We start from the raw sequence: 22,578 nt of genomic DNA on the forward strand, positions 1-22,578 counted from the left end.
CGAAACCTCGTCGAACGCTTCTTCAACAAGCTCAAGCAGTTCAGAGGGATTGCCACTCGATATGACAAGGACCCCCAAAACTTCCTAGCAGCCGTAAAACTACTCGCCACCCGCATCTGGATCAGGTCGTTATGAGTCTACGCCCTAGCTTGCACTACTGCTGCAACTGTGAGGAGGGCGCTGTCGCAGCCTCAGTAGCCAGCGGCCGACAGCAATCTCTCCCTCTGTCATCCTCAGCGTGGACATCGCTCCCCGACCAGACCATCGAGATTCAGCCGGCGGGATCGTTTGGGTATCGTTGCAGTGGTCTTCCTGCACAAAAGTGCGGCAGAGAACGTCGCGTCCCGGCGTATTCAGCGTTGCCTTTTTGTCACGGCCACTTCTGAAGGACGAACACTTAACCTCGGTGATCTGGTCGGGGACCGCGTCTCACCTAGTTGTTGCATCAGGAGCTATCGATTTTTTCGATGGCATGGAGCGCAGGTCTACCATGAAATTTTCAGCCGCACTTTTCGCCGTTATGGTTTCTTCAACGTCTTCGGTTTTCGCTGCGGATTTGGTTGCGCCCGCTGAGCAGGCCGTTTCGGTTCAGTCGACCTCTGGATTTTACATCGGTTCGCTGAGTTCCGTGAATTTTCTGGACGACACAAGTTTCGATTTCGCCGGCGGGACGGTCAGAACGGACTACGATGTTGGCTATTACAGCGCACTTCGTGCAGGCTATGACTTCGGATCTTATGGTTTTGTATCCCCCCGACTCGAGCTTGAACTAGGTTATGGCACTGCCAGCGTCGACGAACATAGCGTCGGCGGCGTCGGGTTGGGTGGCATCAACTCATACGGCGATGCAAGGACATTTCAGGGTTATGTCAACGGGTACATCGATGTTCCGCTCGCTACCGACGGGGCTTTGAGCGCTATTACCCCATATGTCGGCGGCGGCGTCGGCTTCATAAACCTGGATCTGCGCAAGCAAGGCGTCGGGGGTGTCGGAACATTGATGGATGACAGCGACACGGCCTTTGCATATCACCTCGATGCCGGGGTTGGCATCAATTTGCAGGGACTTGGCTTGTTTTCGAACGTCTCGCTATTCGACAACACGACGCTCGATATCGGGTACAGGTTCACGGCTGCGGACAACTTCGACTTCACAGCTCGAGATGGAACGTCTTCCACTACCGATTTCCGGAGCGATGCTGTTACGTTCGGTTTCCGGAAGAGCTTCTAAGCCAGCCAAGCCACCCTGTACCGGAGAAAACTCCCGCTCACGCCACTGCACGAGTGTTTACATTTGGTGTGGGCGGCATCCAACACAGCTGCGAGATCGTTGATGAATGCGCGGGTCGATGGACGATCAAAGCGTGAAAGATATACGTCGTGTCGAGCAGATGCAGCTCACGATGACATCGCGGTCCTTCGACTGACGGCTGGCCCGCTTTGCGTAAGTAGCGATAAAGTTTACACCGTGCAGAGGGCGTGCCAGGACCTGGTTCCAGCCGACACCACTAGTGAACTATGTGCTCGGGGAGAAATATAAACGAGGTTGAGGCGCTTTGTCTCAAGCTCCCCGCGTCCCGAAAACGGGCGCTTACCGCCTAGCCGTCAGCTGGACTGTTGTTGCGTTCCAACGCGATAGACGGCGAGGACAACGGACAACGCTGCTAGCGGGTGTGCGTAGAGCTCCGCGCCTCCGTCTTCCCAAGGAATTGAGGCAAATAGTTCTCTTGCTTCTCCGTATGCCTCCGCGATGCCGGCATGATGTTTTCCAACATGACACCCAGAGTGAAGACGATTGTTTCCATGAGTTGCTTAGCTTCGTCAGCTTAATTGACGATGCAGTTCGTCCGAAGTGGATTTGAGAAATTAAAAGCCCGCCGACGCGAGATCGACGAGCTGATGCCTGATGGGCCAGCGGTATATGGCTACGAGACCGTTAGATAGAGATAACCATATGCAATGTTGACAACGATTCCCGGCGCTACCAGACCGCGAGGTACTTCAGGAGCGATACGATGCCGATAATGATAACGATGATCTGAACGATTTGGCGCATTCGGCCGTCTATGCGCAAACGCTGGACCAGGTACAGTACGAGAATAATAACAAGAAACGTGATCCGAATTCCGATTAAAACAGATGCACCCATTTAACGGCGCCATTCATCGATGTCAGCTTCCAGGAATCCCCTTAGCAGCTTGGTTGATCGACGAACTGAGGGTGAGGGAGGACATCACTGGCACCATGTACAATCATGCACTTGGCATGCCTCACGATTGGCATTTCGCCTTAATAGCGATCGACGACTAGAACGTGTCATCTCACGCGTTGGGCGTCAAGCTGAGGCCCGATGGCGCGCCCGTATTGAGGAGTGTTTCGAAGAGAGAGCTCGGTGTCGCTCATGGTGCCTGAGTGACTTCGGTTTGTACAGCCTGCGAGTGCCACCACGATTAGCAAGAAGACCAAATTCAACTTCATGAGGATCATCCGAATAGGGGCACCCCAGCGTAAGGGAGAACGAGGGGGACAGTAGATGCACCACTTGATGGATGCGTTTGAAACTGAATAACCAACGTCAACGATCTTGGTTCCCACTGGATGTCGGAATTCGGTCAGGGAAACGGGCGCTCAATTTCAAAGCCTTGACTGTCTCATCTCACGGTCAACACTCAAGACGGCCATCATTGCCTGCGACGCCGGTCTAATCGAGTGCGAGGATGAGACGACGAAGCCAATGTGTAAGCTTACGTCAGCAGGGCTGGGGTACCGCCGCGCCCGCGGTCTCAGGTTCCAGGTTTGGGATGGAAGTAGCGTCGAAATGCAACCCACAAAGAAGCCATGGGGAAGGACCTTTTGCACCTGCACACTGCGGCCAAAGATGAGCTAGGAACGTGCGCTCAACTCGGAAGCTGAACGCCAAGGCTGCGAGAGATCACAGCTGTCTCACCTGGCTCATCCTGAATATATCTTTGGGTGCGCGCCAAAACATTGAACTATTGCGCATTCGGCGCGTTACGGCGCCGATAGATCAAAATCCACAGGAGCTTTAGATGAAACGTACTCTCGCAACGTTCGCCGCATTTACATTGGCTTTCGCAGGATCCGCGGGAGCGGTCACCAAGCATCATGCGCCGCAACACTCAAAGCAGCTTGTCGCGCAGGAGCCCAAAGAGCGGTTGGGGACACTCTCCTGCGAAGTCGCCGGCGCGGTCGGCCTCGTCATCGGATCAAGCCGTACGCTTGAGTGCTCGTTCAAGCAACGTACCGGAAAGGTCGAGCGCTACACTGGATCGATCGGCAGGCTCGGGATCGATGTAGGTATCACCGGCAAGCGCTACATGAGTTGGCTGGTTGTTAATACGGCCCCGACCCGCATCGGCGATGGTGCCCTTGCCGGAACTTACGTCGGCGCCTCTGCCAGCGCATCTGTAGGATTGGGTCTTGGCGCAAATGCGCTCGTCGGTGGCAATGCCAAAAACTTTGCGCTTCAGCCGCTGAGCGCCGAAGCTGGCACCGGACTGAACGTCGCCGCCGGAATTTCGCAGTTGAAGCTGCGCAAGGCTACGAGCCACACCCGAGGCTGACATAACCTTACTGACCCGAAAGGCGCTTTCAAATGATCATGCACTTCGACGCATTCGACAGTCGGCATTCCGGTTCCCACGGTGCTGGTCTTTCGAGCCTCAGTACCAAAGCGTCTGTAGAGGCTGCGATCTCGGCGGATCGGCGAATTGCCGGCGCGCGGATCACAGCGTCTATTCTCGGACCTTATGTCGTCCTCGAAGGATGCGTGTCGACTCGCGCCGACGAGGGCGTCGCGCTGGAGCTTGCCCGCTCAATCGCATCCGGTTGCCAGGTCATATCCAGAATGATGGTCCGCCCGGCATCGTGAAGCTGCTTGATCCCGGCTCATGACATGCCGGAATAATCGAAAAATGTCGCGTTTGTGTGTACGCTTGACGGACACCATAACTGATAACTCGAAAATTCGCGCCGTGGATACGTTGAGACATATAGTCTGAACATCAGACGCCGGCCGCTCCGAAAAGAGATGCGGCCGGCTATGCCTTGACATAAAGCTCCACGTCGTTTCAGTGTGAGAGCCCGCCGCTAGCGGCTCGGCAGCCCATCGATCTGCGATTAACCTGGCGCTCCGATCAGCCTCATCTCACAGCAATCCCATTATCTCAACTGCGCTTCATGTTTTCGGCTTTCCCCGAATAAGGAGACGCTGCAGAGTGCGCCGATGCATATTGAGCTGCCGTGCTGTTTTCGAGACGTTCTTCCCCGTCGATTCATATACGCTCACGATGTGGTGCCAGCGCATCATATCCGGAGAAGAGAATGTCGCATCTCCTTCGTCGCGTTTGCGTTCAAGAAGGCCTAGTACCTCGAGTATTTCATCAGTGTCCGCTGGTTTGCTCAGAAACTCAGTTGCGCCGAGTTTCACGGCGCTCACCGCGACCGGAACACTGCCGTACCCGGTAAGCACTAGGATCTTTGACTGCGGGAATTTACGCTGCATGGCCTTGACGAGTTCAAGACCACTGTCGTCGGCGATGCGCAAGTCGGTTATCAGCACGTCAAATCTTCCGGTTGCTAGTGCGGCGTACGCAGTCTTTAAGGTGGTTGCAGTTTCTGTTTGGAAACCTCGTGTTGACAATGCGAGTGCAAGCCTTCGCGCAAAGATTTCGTCATCGTCGACGATGAGAAAGCGAGCTGACGTGTCGGGCTTAATGTCCATGGAAGACCTCGCTGATTTTGGTCGATGCGTAGCACGCCTGCACCCTTCCCCATGCCGATTGCTGCTACCAGACGATCTCGCTGCCGTCGTAGGCGATGAATGATCCACTCTGTTCGGCTGAAAGGTTATCTACGGTCCTGAGGATAAGGCGCGATACTTCCCATGGCTCAAACGGCTGGTGTCCGTTACGGAAGGGAGCTGAAAGCGCTGTAGCCACTGTGCCCGGGTGAACCGCGACGATCACACACTTCGGATGTGTCCTAGCAAGCTCGATCGACGTGGTCTTCACGATCTGATTCAACGCTGCTTTAGAACTGCGGTAGGAGATCCATCCGCCCAGGCGGTTGTCGCCGATCGATCCGACCCTTGCAGATAGAATGACGAAGAGCGAGCGGTCTTTCCTATCAAGCAGTGGAACGAAGTGCTTGAGTATCAGCGCGGGTCCGACCGCGTTGGTCGAGAACTGTTTCAGCATGGCGTCGCGATCGATTTGCCTGATGGATTTTTCCGGTCCCCGGGTGTCGATTGTCAATGCCCCAGTAGCGCACACGATCATGTTAAAGGACTTGCCTGTCAGTCTTGTCGCGTGCGCATGCAGCGTCCATTCCCTTTCCAGCTCCAGTCCGTCAACCGATCGAGATAGGCCAACCACCTCGCCAGCTCTCGTATCATGTCTCAGAGCCTCAACCAGACTTTCGCCAATGCCGCCCGATGCACCGATGACGAGGCCTCGATATCCAGTAGGAAGGGATTTCATAGATGTCACGACCATCCCTCCCTTAGTAACCTTGGAGAGCCGCTAAAAACCGGGCGGCGGTTTCGACGATGTCGCGGCGCACGACGCCGTCCATCCGGTCCCAGGTCGCATACTGTCTCGCGAGACGCCTATTGCCCGCCAGCAAGCTGCGGTTGCGCGAGAGAAAGTCCCAGTAGAGGTGATTGAATGGACAGGCGGCAGGCCCCGTCCGCTCTTTGACATTGAAGCCGCAGCCGTCGCAGTAGTCCGACATTCTTGAAATGTAATTTCCGGAGGCGGCGTACGGCTTCGTGCCTACGATGCCGCCGTCGGCAAACTGGCTCATTCCTATGACGTTGGGCATCTCGACCCATTCATAGGCGTCTGCATAGACCTCGAGATACCATTGATGCACCTGCTTCGGATCGATACCTGCGATCAGCGCGAAGTTGCCAGTGACCATCAGACGCTGGATGTGATGCGCGTAAGCGTTCGACCGGGTTTCCCCGACGACCGTCGCGACGCAATTCATATCTGTCATCCCCGTCCAGTAGAAGTCGGGAAGCGGTCGTGTATTGCCAAAGAAGTTGGCATCGCCGTATCCGGGCATCTTCAACCAATAGATTCCGCGCATATATTCGCGCCAACCTATGATCTGTCTGATGAAACCCTCCACCGCGTTCAGCGGCGCGTTGCCCTCAAAGTATGCCCTTTCTGCCCGTCGGCAAACGTCAAGCGGGTCGACCAGCCCCACATTGATGTAGAAGGACAGGAGCGAGTGATTGAGAACCGGATCTCCTGACAGCATAGCGTCCTGGGTCGCGCCAAATTCTGAAAGGTGGACGTCTACGAAATCGTCCGCAATGAGTGACGCGTCTTCAGAGCTAACCGCAAAGCGGAAGTCGCGCAGTTCGCCAAAATTATCGGGAAAGAGCTTGCCGACGAGCTCGATGACCTCGCAAGTTATTGCGTCATTTTCAATCGCACGGCGTTCTGCGCGAAACATGTCCGGGCGCGCGGGCTTTCTGTTTTCTGCATCGAAGTTCCATCGTCCTCCGACAGGCTGGTCCCCCTTCATCAATAGTCCAGTCTTGCGCCGCATCTCGCGATAGAAGAACTCCATGACGAGGTCCTCGCGCCCTGCAGCCCAGTCGGCGAATTCCGATCGACTGCATATAAACCTGCTATCATCGATCACCTCGATTGGCGCTTCGACAGAGGATTGCGATCGGCTGACCATTTCCAGCACGCGCCATTCGCCAGGCTCGGTCAGTCGAACTCTTGTCGGAGAGAGGTCTGCTATCGCCCGTCGGAGCTCGCCGTCAAATGACCCCGTGTTGCGCGGATGGTCGATCGTGACGTATCGAACGCGGAAACCCTTGTTTTGCAGTTCCTGAGCGAAGTGCCGCATTGCACTGAAAATGAATGCTATCTTCTTCTTGTGATGGCGTACGTATGTTGCCTCGTCCATCACTTCGCACATGAGGATCACATCAGTGTCCGGATCAAACACTTCCAGGCTGGAGATCGAGTGAGACAGCTGGTCGCCGAGAATGAAGACCATCGTGCCGACAGAGGGAGCTTCTCCCATGGCGCTAGTCCCTCAGGTCATTGAAAAAGCGCGCCTGGAGTGAAGCGTCCGTTCGCAAAACTCCCCTGAACGTTGTTGTAAGAGTCTTGGATCCGCTTTTTGCGATGCCGCGCATCGACATGCACATGTGCTCAGCCTCGACAAGGACGGCGACACCCTGCGGCTGCAGCCGCTCTTGCAGCGCGTCCACGATCTGACTGGTCATGCGTTCCTGGATCTGCAGGCGCCGGGCATACAGCTCGACAAGGCGGGCAATTTTGGAAAGACCGACGACACAGTTGCTTGGCACATATGCCACATGCGCGACGCCGCGGAATGGCAGCATGTGATGCTCGCAAAGCGAGTAGAACGGAATATCACGCGCGAGCACGGCATCGCTGTAACCACCGACCTCGTCGAATGTCGTGCTGAGGACATTGCCTGGCTGTTCCCGGTACCCGGCGAAGAGTTCCCGGTACGCTCGTGCAATACGCGCAGGGGTGTCTTGAAGGCCTTCCCTTTCGTGGTCGTCGCCTGCCCAGGCGAGAAGGATTCGGACCGCATTTTGAGCGTCTTCCACAGTCGGAAGATGTGCTTCCTGCGCGGGTGCCGTCTCGATCTGATCCATTTTCATATCTCCTTACGCCCGCTGCTACGCGAAGAACTGCCAGTTGGATCGACCGGAGAGTCCGAGATTTTATTGATCCAATGGAGATTTGCGCCGTAACAACCCCGAAGAACGTCCAGAAAGTGGCGACCATGCTTTCAGTAGCGGTTAGGAAGCAATTGCCTCGCGTGCATGCGGGGAATCAGATGATGGAAAAGGCGAGGCCTGAAACAGTTCAGATTAGGATGACAAGGCTAATGGCCGCCGTCGCAGAGTTGCGCGACGCGGACGCCTTCGAGGAAATTTACGCTTACATTTTCCCGCGGCTCAGATCGCACATGAGGAAAATGACGAGAGATCCAACGATGGCTGACGAACTGTCGCAGGAGGTGATGCTGTTGGTCTGGCGTAAGGCCTACCAGTACGATCCCAGTCGGGCGCAGGTCTCAACATGGATTTTCAGGATTGCTCGAAATCTTTACATCGACTCCCTGCGCCGACGCATGCCAGAGTTTGACGAAAATGATCCGGCATTTGTTCGGGAAGCGGACCTCCCTGCAGATCGTCTGCTGGTCAATGCGCAGGACGCAGCGGCACTGACACGCGCTCTTGGTGAGTTGAAGGAAGAGCATCTCGAAGTCTTGCGTCTGTCATATTTCGAGGAAATGCCACACTCGGCGATAGCCTCTGCACTAGGGATCCCGCTGGGGACAGTTAAGTCAAGAATTCGAATGGCCTGTGAGAAACTAAGATGGGTATTGCAGCATACAACCCGATGATCCGACATCATATCGACGATGAGATGCTGATGCGATATGCAGCTGGCAAGCTTAGCGAAGGGTGGAGCGTCGCCGTCGCGACCCATCTCGCTTTGTGCCCTTCATGCCGTAACAGTCTGGGCGTCTATGAAGCGATAGGCGGCCATTTTCTGGAAAGCGAGAAGCCGGACAGCGATGACGAGGTCGTGGCGCGGAGTTGGGACCAGCTGAAAGCGCGGATTGATGCCGGAGAAAGCGATAAGGTCATCCCGTTCAGGCAGTCTGCTGGTGCTGGAGATACCCTGTTACCGGAACCACTCAGATCGTATGTCGATCACGCGGGTGGACTAGTGTGGCGTCGGCTTGGAGCTGGTGGTGCAGCCCAGATGATCGTTGCTACGGGAGACGAGACGACGACCATGCGGCTGTTGCGAATTCCGAAGGGACAACCTGTGCCAGAGCACACACACACGGGTGTGGAGCTTACGCTAGTGCTTGCTGGCTCGTTCTCCGACGAGATTTCCACATTCCGCCGTGGAGACGTCGAGATGGCGGACACGGAAATTCTTCACACACCCCGCGCCGGGGATGATGAGAATTGTATTTGTCTCGCTGTCACAGATGCGCCGCTGAGATTTTCCAGCAAGCTTATGCGGTTTCTCCAGCCTTTGTTGAAAATCTGACGGCGCGGAACTGTTACGGGCGGCCATCACGCAACGGTTTTTATTCCGCTTGTGTGGCAACTATTTTCGATCCAGCCGGAATCCGCCTCGTAAACGTCGATGCCTGTAACGGGATTATTATCAGAGGAGAAACCCATGAAGAGCATGACCAAAGCACTGTTCGTCGGCGCGTCACTGATCCTTGCCGCTGGCGTAGCACAGGCTAAGAACCCCGAGGTCGGCGGGGCGGCCATGTACGAAAACAAGAACATCGTTGAAAACGCGGCTAACTCCAAGGACCATACGACCTTGGTGGCTGCTGTCAAAGCGGCCGGGCTGGTAAAGACGTTGGAAGGCAAGGGGCCGTTCACGGTTTTCGCTCCCACCAATGAAGCGTTTGACGCACTTCCGAAAGGTACCGTCGACACTCTGCTGAAGCCCGAAAACAAGGACAAGCTTGCAAAGATCTTGACCTGTCACGTCGTCGCCGCCGACGTGATGTCGAAGGCGCTGTCTCAAATGATCAAAAAGGACGGCGGCGAGCACGATATCAAGACAGTAGGAGGATGCGTTCTTAAGGCAAAGGCTTCAATGGGCAAGATCACGCTCACAGACGAGTCTGGAGGCGTTGCTGACGTCACGATTGCTGACGTAAAGCAGTCGAACGGTGTCATCCACGTCGTGGACAAGGTACTGCTCCCCAAAAGCTGAACAGAGCGCGAGGGCGCATTGGAAGGCGCCCTCGCAACCTTTTATCGCTGTGACTGAGCGAGATTCCGGTCCGCCCTTTGCTGGGAGGCTTTAGACGCTACAGCCTTGGCGTGTTTCAAGGACGATTGCGCTGATCGATGCAGGTTTCAACGGGATCAAGGCTGGATATGTACTGGAGGCGGTTCGTACCCTCGGTGTGACGCCGTACATCAGGGAAGTGTTCACGGATGCCGATATGCCGCGCTCTGAAGACAGCCTTGATCTTGCCAGACATATGCGAGCCGGTTGGCCACCAGTCGCAATCCTAGTCACGTCAGGTGATCGGCGAGTTTCGCAAAGTGACTTGCCAACTGATGGCCGATTTCTCATGAAACCTTACAGCTCAGCGGAAGCTCTAGCCAATCTGACTGAAGTAAGAAATGATGGCACCATACCGTCGCACGGACACGGCCTTCGTGTCGGGCCGACTACGCGATTTTGATTTGATCCTGCATAGGTGCAAACTCGTATGCCACCAAGCAGTATAAGGTTGTCATTTCCGAGAGCGCGCCTGGGCGAGAATAGCCTTCAGTTGCTCCAGTGCGAACGGTTTGGACAGCTGAAGTGCGTCCTCCAAGCCCGAAATGGACTTCGCATTGCTATCGCCGCTGGCAAAAACGATCTGCACTTCCGGCCGACGCTCCCGTATCGTTCGGGCCAAGTCGGTGCCCGACATACCCGGCAATCCGACATCGGTAAATAGGACATCGATCGTTTCTGTTTCAAATATCGAAAGCGCAACTTCCGCCGAACTTGCCTCAAGGACCGTGTAGCCCAGTTCTTCGACCATATCGACCGTCGACATCAGGATGAGCGGCTCATCCTCAACCACGAGGACCGTCCCGGTTTCGCTAGCTATCGGTTCGCTAGCCTGATCTTGACGGTCAAGACGCTCCAACGCGATCCGGTGTTGCTGTGCATTGGCGAGGACATGCCGCACTTTGCGCGCCAGTGCCTCGCGCGTGTACGGCTTGGACAGGAGCTCGACTCCGGCGTCCAGCCTGCCGCCGTGGACGATCGAATTCTCTGTATAGCCCGAGGTGTAGAGGACTGCCATACCCGGAAGAAGCGCCTTTGCCTTTCGGGCGAGCTCTACGCTGCGCATGGGTCCTGGCATCACTACATCGGTAAACAAAAGGTCGATTTTCATGCCGCTGTTCACAATAGCGAACGCCGACTGTGCGTCATGGGCCTTGAGGACGCGGTACCCCAGGTCGCTAAGCAGCGCCACCGAAGTATCACGAACACCGTCGTCATCTTCGACGACAAGAACGGTCTCCGTGCCTCCGGTAGGCGGGATTGCGCTCGCATCTGTCAGCGTGTCCTCGACTTGCATCGTGCGTGGCATATAGAGCTTCATAGTGGTCCCATGGCCCACTTCGCTGTAGATTTTCAAATGCCCCCCGGACTGCTTCAAAAAGCCATAGACCATTGAAAGTCCCAGACCGGTCCCCTTGCCGTCCGACTTCGTGCTGAAAAATGGTTCGAGCACATGATCTATTATCTCGGGCAAAATGCCGGATCCGGTATCGGTTACCGCAACCAGGACGTACTGTCCTGGCCGCACGTCATCGTGTGCGCGCGCGTAATCCTCATCGAGGACGGAGTTTGCCGTCTCGATCGTCAAACGCCCTCGGCCACCCATTGCGTCTCGTGCGTTGATCGCCAGGTTTAGTATTGCATTCTCCAGCTGGCTGGGATCGATCAGAGTGTTCCAAAGGCCGCCTGAGACAATTGTTTCGAGTTCGATTTCTTCACCCAGCGCCCTCCGCAGCATGTCGTCCATGTTCTGAACCAATCTGCGAACATTGATAACCTTCGGCTCCAGCGGCTGTCGCCGGCCAAATGCGAGAAGCTGCGACGCAAGTTTTGCGCCTCGCTCGACACCGGCCAGCGCATTTTCGAGCCGCTGTAAAGCACGAGGATTGCCGTCTACATCCTTCGACAGGAGCTGGAGATTGCCACTCACGACTTGGAGAAGATTGTTGAAATCATGTGCGACGCCGCCTGTGAGATTGCCCAGCGCCTCCATTTTCTGTGCCTGTCTCAACGCGACCTGTGCATTCTCGCGCTCGACCGTTTCTTTTTCGAGATCGAGAAGAGCGGTCCTCAGTTCCTGGGTGCGCTGCTCAACCCTTTGCTCAAGGGTGTTATTGAGGCTGTGGAGCTGCTCCTCGGCGCGTTTCTGGTGCGTGACATCGAAGCCATCGACGAAAATTCCGGTGACCATCCCGTCGTGATCGAATATTGGCTGGTAGATCAGGTTCATGAACCGCTGGTCCGGTTTCTCGCCCTCACGCTGTAGCATGACCGGGAGATAACGGCCGATGTACGGCCTCCCTGTCTTGTAAACACCGTCTAGTAATTCGAAGAAGCCTTGACCGGCAACTTCCGGCAAGGCGTCTCTCACCTTTAAGCCCACGAGCGGTCTGTTTCCTACGAGTTGTAGGTAGGCATCGTTGGCGAGCTCGAATACGTGATCAGGGCCGCTCAAAATACACATGAAGCTCGGGGCTTGCTGAAACAAACCGCGCATGCGATCCCGTTCAGTGGTGCGAAGTTCGACTTCCGAGGCAAGCTGGCGGTTCAGCTGTTCAAGGGCAGCGGCCGCCCTTTCCCGCATTTCTGCCGCTTCGGCCAAAGCCGCCGCCCGCCTACGCTCTGTTTCGAAAGCTTCCGCACTCGCCAAGCGAGACGTTATCTGGCCGGCGATCAATTTCAAGAAGTCGAGGTATTCGTCGGTTGCAATTCGATGCGGATTAAGTCCGCTGATCAGGATCCCCTTTGGACCGTTGTTGCCCTGTCCGATCAGCGGCAGGACCATGGCCTGAGACGGCGGCTTGGGCCATGGTCCAGAGGGGACATTGCTGATCGCCGAAAGGTCCACCATCTCGGCGACCTGTTTCGTCCAGGCTTGCTCAGGGTTCCAGATGTCACTGCCGCGATTTATACACGCGGGCAAAAGACCGTCGCCGTCGGTCGTGCCACAAACCCATTGCCGTATCGCATTTCCATCTGCGTCGAAAACATAAAGCGCGCTGAAAGGGAGGTCACGCAGGTTCTCCGAAAGGGTGCAATGCGATGCCGTGAAGACCTCATCTTGCGTGTTCGCAGCCGCAAGCCCGGAAGCGAGTGCACGCATTGTCGACATACGACGTTCGCTGATAACCCTCTCGGTCTCTTCCGTAACAGCGCAAAAGACGCCTTCCACCTTGCCGCTATCGCCAATGAGCGGGCTGTAGGAGAATGTGTGATAGGTCTCCTCGGTGTAGCCGTTGCGCTCCAGCAGGAGAGGAAGCGCCTTGTCCCATGTTGACTGGCCGTCCTTGTAAACTGTGTCGAGGCGTCCTTCGATATCGTTCCAGATTTCCGACCAGAGGATCTTTGTCGGGACGGCGAGTGCATTCGGATGCTTGTTCCCAAGTGTCGGCCGATAGGCATCGTTGTAGAAGAATGCGATGTCTGGCCCCCATCCGAGCCACATTTCAAACTTGGATGTCAGCAGGAGCCGTATGGCGACCTTGAGCGCTTCCGGCCATTTTTCCGGCAGGCCGAGCGAGCTGCTCGCCCAGTCGTGACGACGCATCATCTGCGCCATCTCGCCGTTGCCAACGAAAATATCGTGCAATTGATTGGAGGCTTGTACGTTCATAGCATTTCCATCGCAGGGTCGCAGACGCCACTTAGGCTATTGATAACACTTGTCCAGCCCGCTAGTTCTGGATCGGGGCGAGTTTTTGCATCTGGTGGAAAATTTACGATGAGCCAAGCGAAATCACAGCCAGATTGGAGCGCCGACGAGCTTAGGCGTGCTGTCAAGTCTGCCGGCGTGGCGCTGTGGACCTGGATTGTCGATGACGACGCATTCTTCATGGACGCGAAGGCATACGAGCTGTGGGATATCCCTGTCGAGGAAGACCTGACCTTCGAGCATCTATCCGCTAAGGTGCATCCTGCGGATCGGGACCGGGTAAGGGCGGCGTTCGTCGCGACCCGAGCCATTGATGGTGCCTTCGAGATCGATTTCCGTATCCTGACCGGTGGATCGGATGTCAGGTGGATTTCCGCGCGAGGCCAGGGCAATGAAGGGGATGCAGCGACCAACAAGATGACCGGAATTTTCCTCGATGTGACAGGCCGCAAACAGGCGGAGGAAGGTCACGAACTGCTCGCTGGAGAGATGAGCCATCGCGTCAAAAACCTGTTGGCGCTGGCGGCAGGTCTTACAAACATCACGTCCCGCTCGACGGAAACGAAGGAGGAAATGGTTCTGCAGTTGATGCAGCGCCTGACCGCACTCGGCCGGGCCCATGAACTCGTGCGCCCGCTAGCGGACGGGCAGGGGAGCGCCGCCTTGCTGGGCGATCTGTTCACTGTGCTGCTCGCGCCTTATGACGACGTAGGTGCCTTTGCCGGTCGCATCCGCGTGGCGGTGCCGCGTATGGGGTTGGGGGAAAGGGCGGCGACAAGCCTCGCCCTCGTTATCCATGAACTGGCGACAAATTCGCTGAAGTACGGCGCATTGTCGAATGACACGGGGTTGCTCGATATCTCCGGGACGCTGAGTGAGGAAGATCTCGAGATCGTCTGGAGCGAGCATCGGGAGAGTGGGGTCAACACTGGTTCGACCACAGAAGGATATGGCAGCAAGCTTTTACAGCGCACCATCTCTGGACAGCTGGGCGGTGCGATCGACTACGAATGGGTTGAACACGGTTTGGTGGTGACGTTGCGCCTCAAGGCAAGCCGACTTGCCGGGTGAGTTCGCCTGCCCAGAAACTACCTGCCGATGGCCGATAGCGGAATTTCGAGGGCGACCAACAAACCATCGCTCGCGAAATCTCGCGTGATCGTTCCCATGAGCTGCGCTTCCACGGTCCGGGCCACCATTCTGGTCCCGAAACCTTTCCTCGACGGGTTTTGCGTGATCGGTGGCCCGCCGATTTCCCGCCAAGTGATCTTTAACGTGTCACCTAAGCTGTTACATTCCAAATGGATGTAGCCATCGCCAGTCGATAGTGCGCCATACTTGGCTGCATTAGTTGCAAGTTCGTGGATTACCAATGCGAGGGCAGCCGCGGTCTTCTCGCCGACGGTGATGTTCTGGCAAGAGACGATAGCCTGCTTTTCATCCCGTTTGAAAGGCGCTAGCAAGGCTTCCATCAAGCCCGCGAGACCGCATGCAACACCGTTCCCCTCAGGCCTCGAATCGATGATGAAATCGTTGGCTCTGCTCAGCGCCTGTATCCGTCCAGTGACGCTGCGCACAAATCCATCTAGATTGCTCTCGGTCCTCGACGAGACGAGGAGCAGGCTGGATATGACCGAGAAGATATTCTTGATACGATGCGCCAACTCGCCCTGGATCAGAAGACGCTGCTCATCGAACTGCGCCAGTCTTGCGACGCGTTCTCGCAGGGAAATTTGCTCTTCCACCAGTTTGGCAAAATCAGCGAGTATCTCTTGCTCACGAGCCGTCCATTTGTGCGGCTCGGCATCAATGGCGCAAAGCGAACCCAGGACATGACCATCTTGGTCCAGAAGCGGGATGCCAAGGTACGCGCGCACGTTCAGATCCGGAATAGCAAGATTGTCGCAAACAAGAGGGTCGAGTGTTGAATCTTCGATAACGAGGGGAGCAGCTCTTGCAACGACATGCTGGCAAAACGAATGTGTCAGAGGTGTTTCTCGATCGGTCTTCCAGGGTTCAGGAAGACCAAACGAACTCTTGAAGAACTGCCTCTTTGTGTCGACCAATGAAACGAGCGCCACCGGGACCGACAAGGTCGCAGCAACGAGCCGTGTCAAGCGATCGAAGCGTTCCTCTGGCCCACTGTCCATCAATTCGGTCTGATAGAGCGCGTTAAGTCGGTCTGGTCCGATGTCCAACGAGGTTGGGACGGTATCGTGGTTTGACAGGGTGTCGTGAGTTCGGGTCAAGTCGCATCCTTGCATCGTCGAAACCGATGGTCACCGTATTGAAGACAGGTTCTTCAGTTCCTGTAGCCAACTAGACACCCCTCACGTCGGAAGCAAGTCAAAAGGCTGGAAACGAAGTCGGACAGCTTGGTAAAATGCTGAATGGCGCCGATCGATTTCAAGCTGGCGCCATTCTCATAGCTTACTGATCTGAGTTTACCGGTGCTCGATTGCCGCACGCAAAGTTGTTTTCTGAGTTCCTGCGGATCCGCCGATCCAGGCGGCCGCTGCGCCGAGCAGTAAGGCAATGAATGCCAGTATCGCGCCGGCGGATACGACCGTGGCTGTCTTCTGCGCCGCTTCGCTCGCCTTCTGCTTTGCCGTGTCCACCGACTGCTTGTATTGCGCCTCATACTGCGCAATCTCGGTCTTTGCCTGATCGACAGGAATGCTCTGCGCCCGCGCTAGAGCCTCGGCAGCCCTATTACGCGCGTTGTCGGCTTTGGCATGGTCGCCTGAAACAACAGCCTGAACGGCGCTCACTGCCGCATCGCGCAGAGCCTGAGGATCGTTGCCGCCCGTTGTGGATCGGATCTGCTGCTCAATGTCCGCGAACGGGTTGCTTGCATTTGCAACAACCGGGGTAGCAGCGGTCACGGCTGTCGTCGCAGTCTGTCCGACGCCGCCGATCAACGACCCAATCCCACTGAATGCGCCGCCGATAACAGCACCAACCGACGTGGTAAGAAGGTATAGTACAACAATTGTCGTGGCCGCCCACGTCGTCAGACCATGATACCCACCTGTAGATCTACTCGGGCGGCCGGAGAGCCGGCTAGACACATATCCACCCACAAAGGATGCGAAGATTCCGGCTGCGACGAACCAGATTGCACTGACAATCGAAAATGTGCTCGCAGCCGGATTGTCAGAGGTTGTGGGGTCTATCACGGCGGCGCCGATCCCGACGCCCAGAAGGTTGAGAAGAAACTGCATCGCGAGTGCAAGAACTATGCCGGCAAAAATAGCGCCCCACGAAATCTTGTTGAAATAGGCGCCATCAGCAGCGTCGGCATAAGGAATGACTTCGCGGTGGGACACACCAACGGGTTCGATCATCACGATTTTCCTGTGCGGGAAGTGGGACGGACACAGCCGTCACGGCTGTGTCCTCGTTGGGATGCTAGAGCTTCTTGTTGATGTAATCGGAAGCTGAATTGGCACCCTTCTTGGTTGCGTCCTTGGCGTCGCCCATAGCCTGCTGGGCCTCACCCTTGATTTCCTGAACCTTACCTTCGGCTTGCAGCTTTTCGCTTCCGACGAGCTTGCCGACGCCCTGCTTGATGTCGCCGATGGCTTCATTTGCAAGACCTGATGCTTTATCACCTGTGCTGCTCATAACGTATTCCTTTCGCTTACGTTTTTCCGTTTGCTTAAATTCGCGATGGAACGTTTTGTTCCAACGTAGGTTTGGAGGCGTTTATCTTTTGCATTGAACTGGCAGCGTATCGATCGGCCAGTATCAAATCGACGGTTTCGGCGGGCGCACTTGCAGGTTGCAGATGACCGTGCCCGTCGCGAAGTCGGTGGCGATCGCCACTGCTTCACTCGCGGCCCTCTCTGACGATGCCACGCCGTTGAGCAATATGTCGCCGCCTGCGATTTCGACTTCAATCTGGCAGTCTTCGAGGCCACGCGCGTAAGCTAGCAGGGCGCTGAGTGCTGCACCCGCACCACAGTAATCTGCGGAGATGGTCGCCGTACCTGAATAAAATGAGAAAAGCATCTCCATAACCTCCTGGAAGGATCAGTAACCGAAGCTTGCCACGGCGATCAGCCATTCGGTGCAGCGCCGCGGCCCGAGGGCCTCGCTGCGTCTTCCTACGGCCCGAATTTTTGCCGACGACTTATCCATCATGCAGCCCTTTTCACCTATGGTGCGTCGATCATCCGACCCCGGCAAAGCCGGTGGCATGACTTTGAAACTAGCGCTGGAGCATGAGAATTTTCAGAGCGAAAAATACTAGATCGCCTAGTATCAAACGACCTTTTTAGCAGGTACACGTCGTAAAATTACTTTTTCTTCTTCTTGTGATCTAAGGCCTTGCCAGTGGCAGCGCCTGTGAAGCCACGTTCTCGCGCCCATATCACTGCTGCCGCGCGACGATTGACGCGGATCTTTCCATAAAGAGAGGTGACGTGATTGCGGATCGTGTTCCTCGACAGGTGCAGGGTTTGAGCCATATCGGCGTCACTTTGTCCGACGCAGATAAGACCTAAAATCTCGCGCTCCCTGTCACTCAGCTCCATCAGTGTCGCCGTGGGCACCGCTGTTGACGCTTGTTTGAGTGTCGCAAGCCGCTCGACGATGGAGCGGCTGAACCATGAAGTGTCCGCCATGACGCTCTCGATCGCTTCGACCAATTGCGTCTCGCTACGCCGGCGCTCGGTCACATCCTGAAGAGCCCAGATCACGCATTGCTCGTCGTTGATCTCGACCCTTTCCGCAGACACAAGACAGTCCGCCATTGCACCGTCTTTTTGCTTCAAGCGTGTCGGCTCGTTACGCACGAAGATGTTGTCACGCAGCTTTTGCTCCAGCGCCCGCCGGGCTGCCACGTCTTCCCAGAGGTGAAGTTCAGCGGCTGTTCGGCCGACGACCTCTGTGAGGCCATATCCCGAAATCTGCAGGAAGGCATCGTTCGCCTCTGTGAAAACGAAATCGGCGAGGCGCGATATGGCGGCCGGCGCAGGCGATAGACGGAAGGATTTCGAAAATCGCTCCTCGCTTTGACGCAGGGCGTTCTGGGCTTTCCTGCGGGCATCGAGGTCCGCAAAGGTAAAAAGCATACACGGCTCTTCGACCACGGAAATAGGCTCGCCGGCGACAATCACAAGCCGGTCACCACCGTCCGGGAGAGGAATTAGCGACTCGCGGTGGCGGATTACCCGCCCTTCGCTGAGCTTCAGAAGCGCGTCATCCCCAGTTTCACAGTTTGAGAACAACCCGACAGCGTCGACAGTCTTGCCGATCACGTCCTCCTTGCTGAAACCCGTCATTTCAAGAAAGCCCTGATTGACGCGAATGAACCGATTGTCCTCCAGGCGGCAGATAAGGCCTGGAGCGGGATTGGCGTTGAAGGACCGTTCGAATCGTTCCTCGGCTTCAAAGCGCGGAGTTTCATCTCGCAAGATCAGCGCGAGCACATCCGCTTTACCCCCGGCGTCGGAGATGACCATGCTCCGAACGGTGTGCACCCAGACCAGATCGAGGTTATCGCTGGGCGAGACTTCGACCGTCATATCGTCGATCGTCTCGCCGGCCAGCAGCCGTTCGAGCGGGTACTGTCCTTCTTCCAGCGGATGGTTGTTGCGATATCGCAAAGTGAATCGACGTCGGTAGCCCGCTGCATCCCTTCCGAGGTCGTCAATTGCGTTTGCACGATGCATGACGATCGCCGCATCATTCGCCCAGGCAATCGCGCCCGCCTGATCAATGAGTATGATGCCATCGCTGAGGCCGCCTATTAGTTCCTGCAGGCTGCCCCGGTTGATGCGTGGAGGCTCGAGTCTGTCGTTCATTAAAGGATCCTTGGACGTCACGCCGCGCGCCGTGAAACCTATTTCGTCGCGTCCACTTCGTCTTCCTGGTCAAGCGACTTGGAGATTGCGTCTCTTGGCAGGATCGCCCGGTTGAGTTGCTCGGCATCGTAGGGCTTGCTGAGAACGACCCCGTCGGAAGCCCGCACGGCCGAGGCGTCACCGGTCGCGAATATGATCCTCGACCAAGGCCGCAAGGTGCGCGCCCGCTCCGCAAGAACCTTGCCCGAGGCGCCTGGAAGGCTGATGTCCGTGACCAGGACGTCGAAGGGAACCGTTTCTAGCGCGGCCATAGCTTCCTCGGCGCTTCCCGCGTCGACCACGATGTGGCCTGCTTCCTTGAGGATATCGGACGTGTTCATCCGGATCAGCGGATCGTCTTCGACCAGGATGATCGTTAGCTGTGCAGATGGTTCGGGCAACGAAGTCTCAGGGGCTTTTGGAGCCGGGGAGGGCGCAGCACCCGACTTTTGTCGCTGATTGTTGATGACGTGCCTGAACTTTTTTGCCAGGGCATCCCGGGTGTACGGCTTCGAAAGAAGCTCGACGCCGGCGTCGAGCTTGCCGCCGTGGACGATGGAATTCTCGGTATATCCCGATGTGAACAGCACGGCGATCTCGGGGAGGCGCTCTTTGGCCTTGCGCGCCAGCTCAGGGCTTTTCAAATTGCCGGGCATGACAACATCCGTGAACAGGATGTCGATGGGTATGCCGCTATCGATCACGTTGAGCGCGCTGGCCGCATCGACCGCCTTCAGCACACGATAGCCGAGGTCTGCAAGGAGGGCGACAACGGTCTCCCGCACCTCTTCGTCATCCTCGACGACGAGGACGGTTTCAGTGCCACCTGCTATCGGGCCGTTGTCGACGTTCACTTCCATGTCTTCGGCCTGGAGGGCTCTGGGAAGATAAAGCTTGATCGTCGTGCCGTGACCGACTTCGGAATAGATCTTAACATGACCGCCTGATTGCTTGACGAAGCCGTAGACCATCGAAAGCCCGAGGCCGGAACCCTTGCCCTCGGCTTTCGTCGAAAAGAACGGTTCGAAAACCTTGTCAATGATCTCCGGCGACATGCCGGTTCCCGTATCTGTGACGGCCAGCAGCACGTATTGACCGGGCGTTACTTCATCGTGCGTTCGCGCATAAAGCTCGTCGAGATGCGCGTTTGACAGTTCGATGGTGAGCTTGCCCTGGCCGTCCATCGCATCACGCGCATTGATGGCGAGGTTGAGGAGCGCATTCTCGATCTGGGCAGGATCGATAAACGTGTTCCACAGCCCACCCGCCACGACGGTTTCGACCTCGACAGCCTCGCCAATCGCCCGGCGCAGCATGTCGTCCATGCCTTGTACGAAGCGGCTGATGTTCACGACCTTGGGCTCAAGTGCCTGACGCCGACCAAAGGCAAGGAGCTGGCTTGCGAGCTTGGCGCCGCGGCTGACACCCGCCATTGCGTTCGACACGCGTTTCTCGGCACGCTCATTGCCGGCGATGTCTTTCGCAAGCAGTGCAAGATTTCCCGATACCACCTGCAGCAAATTGTTGAAGTCGTGAGCCACGCCGCCCGTCAGTTTGCCAACGGTCTCCATCTTCTGAGATTGCGCAAGCTTGACTTCCGCCTGCCGGCGCTCGGCGATTTCCGCGATAACGCGGGCCTCAAGCGTTTCGTTCAGCTGCCGTAGTTGATCCTCAGCTCGTTCGCGATGCCGGACCTGCTGCGCCAATGTATCTGCCTGCTCCCGCAGCGCAGCTTCGGCTGCCCTTTGATGCGTGATGTCGGTGTGCACGCCGACCCATTCGACGATCTCGCCGGTCTTGTCGAGAATAGGCAGGGCGCGTACCGCAAACTGGCGCCAAGCGCCATCATGCCTGCGCACCCGGTGCTCGTATAAAAACATGGTCTTCGTCGCGACCGCCCGCTGCCAGGCCTCCACACTTCCAGCAGAATCGTCCGGGTGGACCGCCCTCGACCAGCCGTATCCCTGATACTCATCCTGCGTCTGCCCGGTGAGGGCGGCCCATCCGGGTTGTTCCCCGACCATGCGGCCATCGGCGCTATTGGTCCATAGGATCCCGTGGACCGCGTCCATGGCGGTGCGGAAGCGCCCATTGCTGAATGCGATGGCGGCCTCGCGGGTCGCACGCTCCTCCACATCGATGCCGAGAATATGGACGCCCGGTATCGAACCATCGGGCTCGACATGCGGTACATACCGCACTTCCAGGCGCCGCACTGTACCGTCGGCACGCGGCATAGTCGTTTCAGCTGAAAATGTCTCGCCCGATAATCCACGATCGATCGAGGCTTTTCGGTCGGCGTAAGCCTGCTTGCCTATCATACTTTCTACGTGCTGTCCGACCATCGACTGCGGATCGATATCAAACCAGTCTCGGTAAGCGGCGTTTGCAAAGCGATAGATGTGGTCGCGATCCACGTAGGAGATCAGCATTGGAACGGCGTCTGTGACCCGACGCAGCTCGGCCTCGCGTGCAGCAAGCTTGGTCTCCGCGGTAACCTTCGCACTGTTATCGACGATCGTGCACATAACCCCGCCCACCGAACCGTTTGCGTCGTAGACAGGCGTGTAGAACAGGTCGAGCATCATTGTCTGAGGACCATCCGGTCGTTGAAAAACGATCGGTTGATCACGATGAACCACGGTTTTGCCGTTCAGGCCGACTTGCAGAATCGCCTGGTTCCAGTCCCAGACCTCGGGAAAGGCGGTTGCAACGGGCGTGCCCAATGCCATCGGATGACGCTCCCCTGCGATCTCCCGGTAGGCATCGTTGTAAAGCATGATGTGATCAGCGCCCCACATGAGCACCTTGGCGACCGGTGAATTTACAATATTGGCGACTGTCGCCCGTAATTCCGCAGACCATTCCTCAACCGCACCAAGGATATGATTGGCCCAGTTCTTGGATCGGATGAGGTTGCCACATTCCCCGCCGCCAATGGGCCAGCCGGTAGCAGGGGTTGGCTTCGGCTTTCCATCCACGTCCCTAAGGGCGCGAAGGCCCGCGCGCACGACCTCGCTGGCATTGGCAAAGTTGCCGGATGCGAGACATTGGTTGATGAAACCCTCAAGTTCGGGCGTAAGTGAAACGTTGCGGGATTGACGATTGATCATGGCTGTACGTGCCATTGCGAACTGACTGTGTCAACTGATGTCACGGTCCAGGAAATTTTGCGGATTGGTATAAAACTGACTTGCCAGATCCCCGCTCT

Annotated in this window: 18 protein-coding genes and 1 pseudogene; 7 read left to right on the forward strand and 12 right to left on the reverse strand. The window is 56.6% G+C overall.

The window, feature by feature from the left end:
• Together AC1DV9_RS23835 and AC1DV9_RS23840 are read left to right on the forward strand one after the other, a co-directional pair.
• Positions 1-135, forward strand: a pseudogene (locus AC1DV9_RS23835) (IS5/IS1182 family transposase); the annotation flags it as partial.
• A 355-nt stretch (positions 136-490) separates the two neighbouring features.
• Positions 491-1,231 carry an outer membrane protein gene (locus AC1DV9_RS23840; protein ID WP_477950277.1) on the forward strand — a complete coding sequence of 247 codons (741 nt, stop codon included), beginning with the start codon at positions 491-493 and terminating at the stop codon, positions 1,229-1,231.
• A 750-nt stretch (positions 1,232-1,981) separates the two neighbouring features.
• On the opposite strand, the gene AC1DV9_RS23845 is transcribed toward AC1DV9_RS23840, so the two are convergent.
• Positions 1,982-2,149 (reverse strand): Thivi_2564 family membrane protein, encoded by a 168-nt coding sequence (locus tag AC1DV9_RS23845; protein ID WP_112390632.1) that lies wholly within the window; start codon positions 2,147-2,149, stop codon positions 1,982-1,984.
• Positions 2,150-3,050: 901 nt separating this feature from the next.
• On the opposite strand from AC1DV9_RS23845, the gene AC1DV9_RS23850 reads away from it, so the two are divergent.
• Positions 3,051-3,584 (forward strand): DUF992 domain-containing protein, encoded by a 534-nt coding sequence (locus AC1DV9_RS23850; RefSeq protein WP_477950278.1) that lies wholly within the window; start codon positions 3,051-3,053, stop codon positions 3,582-3,584.
• 614 nt (positions 3,585-4,198) lie between these two features.
• Here AC1DV9_RS23850 and AC1DV9_RS23855 read toward each other — a convergent pair.
• The 4 genes from AC1DV9_RS23855 to folE form a co-directional block, all read right to left on the reverse strand.
• Positions 4,199-4,744 carry a response regulator transcription factor gene (locus AC1DV9_RS23855; protein WP_477950279.1) on the reverse strand — a complete coding sequence of 182 codons (546 nt, stop codon included), beginning with the start codon at positions 4,742-4,744 and terminating at the stop codon, positions 4,199-4,201.
• Between the two features lie 64 nt (positions 4,745-4,808).
• Positions 4,809-5,501: an SDR family NAD(P)-dependent oxidoreductase gene (locus AC1DV9_RS23860; protein WP_477950364.1), complete on the reverse strand. Its 693-nt coding sequence runs from the start codon at positions 5,499-5,501 to the stop codon at positions 4,809-4,811.
• A gap of 22 nt (positions 5,502-5,523) precedes the next feature.
• A complete protein-coding gene (locus AC1DV9_RS23865; RefSeq protein ID WP_477950280.1) occupies positions 5,524-7,071 on the reverse strand; it encodes a cryptochrome/photolyase family protein in 1,548 nt (515 codons plus the stop codon).
• A 4-nt stretch (positions 7,072-7,075) separates the two neighbouring features.
• Positions 7,076-7,678 carry a GTP cyclohydrolase I FolE gene (folE, locus tag AC1DV9_RS23870; RefSeq protein WP_477950281.1) on the reverse strand — a complete coding sequence of 201 codons (603 nt, stop codon included), beginning with the start codon at positions 7,676-7,678 and terminating at the stop codon, positions 7,076-7,078.
• 236 nt (positions 7,679-7,914) lie between these two features.
• Here folE and AC1DV9_RS23875 point away from each other — a divergent pair, with 236 nt between their 5' ends.
• From AC1DV9_RS23875 to AC1DV9_RS23885, 3 genes are all read left to right on the forward strand, one after another.
• Positions 7,915-8,436, forward strand: a complete 522-nt coding sequence (locus AC1DV9_RS23875) for a sigma-70 family RNA polymerase sigma factor (RefSeq protein ID WP_477950282.1) — start codon at positions 7,915-7,917, stop codon at positions 8,434-8,436.
• The gene (locus AC1DV9_RS23880) at positions 8,433-9,098 is read left to right on the forward strand and encodes a ChrR family anti-sigma-E factor (protein WP_477950365.1); all 666 of its coding nucleotides are present in this window, start codon (positions 8,433-8,435) and stop codon (positions 9,096-9,098) included. Before AC1DV9_RS23875 ends, AC1DV9_RS23880 begins: the two co-directional genes overlap by 4 nt.
• A 135-nt stretch (positions 9,099-9,233) precedes the next feature.
• The gene (locus AC1DV9_RS23885) at positions 9,234-9,788 is read left to right on the forward strand and encodes a fasciclin domain-containing protein (protein ID WP_477950283.1); all 555 of its coding nucleotides are present in this window, start codon (positions 9,234-9,236) and stop codon (positions 9,786-9,788) included.
• A 532-nt stretch (positions 9,789-10,320) separates the two neighbouring features.
• Here AC1DV9_RS23885 and AC1DV9_RS23890 read toward each other — a convergent pair.
• A complete protein-coding gene (locus AC1DV9_RS23890) occupies positions 10,321-13,425 on the reverse strand; it encodes a hybrid sensor histidine kinase/response regulator (RefSeq protein ID WP_477950366.1) in 3,105 nt (1,034 codons plus the stop codon).
• Between the two features lie 162 nt (positions 13,426-13,587).
• Between AC1DV9_RS23890 and AC1DV9_RS23895 the strand changes: the two genes are divergently transcribed.
• Positions 13,588-14,589: a sensor histidine kinase gene (locus AC1DV9_RS23895; RefSeq protein WP_112390624.1), complete on the forward strand. Its 1,002-nt coding sequence runs from the start codon at positions 13,588-13,590 to the stop codon at positions 14,587-14,589.
• A 17-nt stretch (positions 14,590-14,606) separates the two neighbouring features.
• On the opposite strand, the gene AC1DV9_RS23900 is transcribed toward AC1DV9_RS23895, so the two are convergent.
• The 6 genes from AC1DV9_RS23900 to AC1DV9_RS23925 all read right to left on the reverse strand — a co-directional run bounded on the left by AC1DV9_RS23900 (position 14,607) and on the right by AC1DV9_RS23925 (position 22,495).
• The gene (locus AC1DV9_RS23900) at positions 14,607-15,767 is read right to left on the reverse strand and encodes a GAF domain-containing protein (RefSeq protein ID WP_477950284.1); all 1,161 of its coding nucleotides are present in this window, start codon (positions 15,765-15,767) and stop codon (positions 14,607-14,609) included.
• Positions 15,768-15,962: 195 nt separating this feature from the next.
• A complete protein-coding gene (locus tag AC1DV9_RS23905; RefSeq protein ID WP_477950285.1) occupies positions 15,963-16,865 on the reverse strand; it encodes a PhnA-like protein in 903 nt (300 codons plus the stop codon).
• Between the two features lie 64 nt (positions 16,866-16,929).
• Positions 16,930-17,145, reverse strand: coding sequence for a CsbD family protein (locus AC1DV9_RS23910; protein WP_477950286.1), 216 nt, complete (start codon positions 17,143-17,145; stop codon positions 16,930-16,932).
• 123 nt (positions 17,146-17,268) lie between these two features.
• Positions 17,269-17,538, reverse strand: coding sequence for a BON domain-containing protein (locus tag AC1DV9_RS23915; RefSeq protein WP_477950287.1), 270 nt, complete (start codon positions 17,536-17,538; stop codon positions 17,269-17,271).
• 281 nt (positions 17,539-17,819) lie between these two features.
• A complete protein-coding gene (locus AC1DV9_RS23920; RefSeq protein ID WP_477950288.1) occupies positions 17,820-19,328 on the reverse strand; it encodes a helix-turn-helix transcriptional regulator in 1,509 nt (502 codons plus the stop codon).
• Between the two features lie 38 nt (positions 19,329-19,366).
• Positions 19,367-22,495 (reverse strand): type II toxin-antitoxin system ParD family antitoxin, encoded by a 3,129-nt coding sequence (locus tag AC1DV9_RS23925; protein WP_112444608.1) that lies wholly within the window; start codon positions 22,493-22,495, stop codon positions 19,367-19,369.
• Positions 22,496-22,578: the final 83 nt, after the last annotated feature.

Source organism: Rhizobium sp. 01L410 (assembly GCF_056400165.1).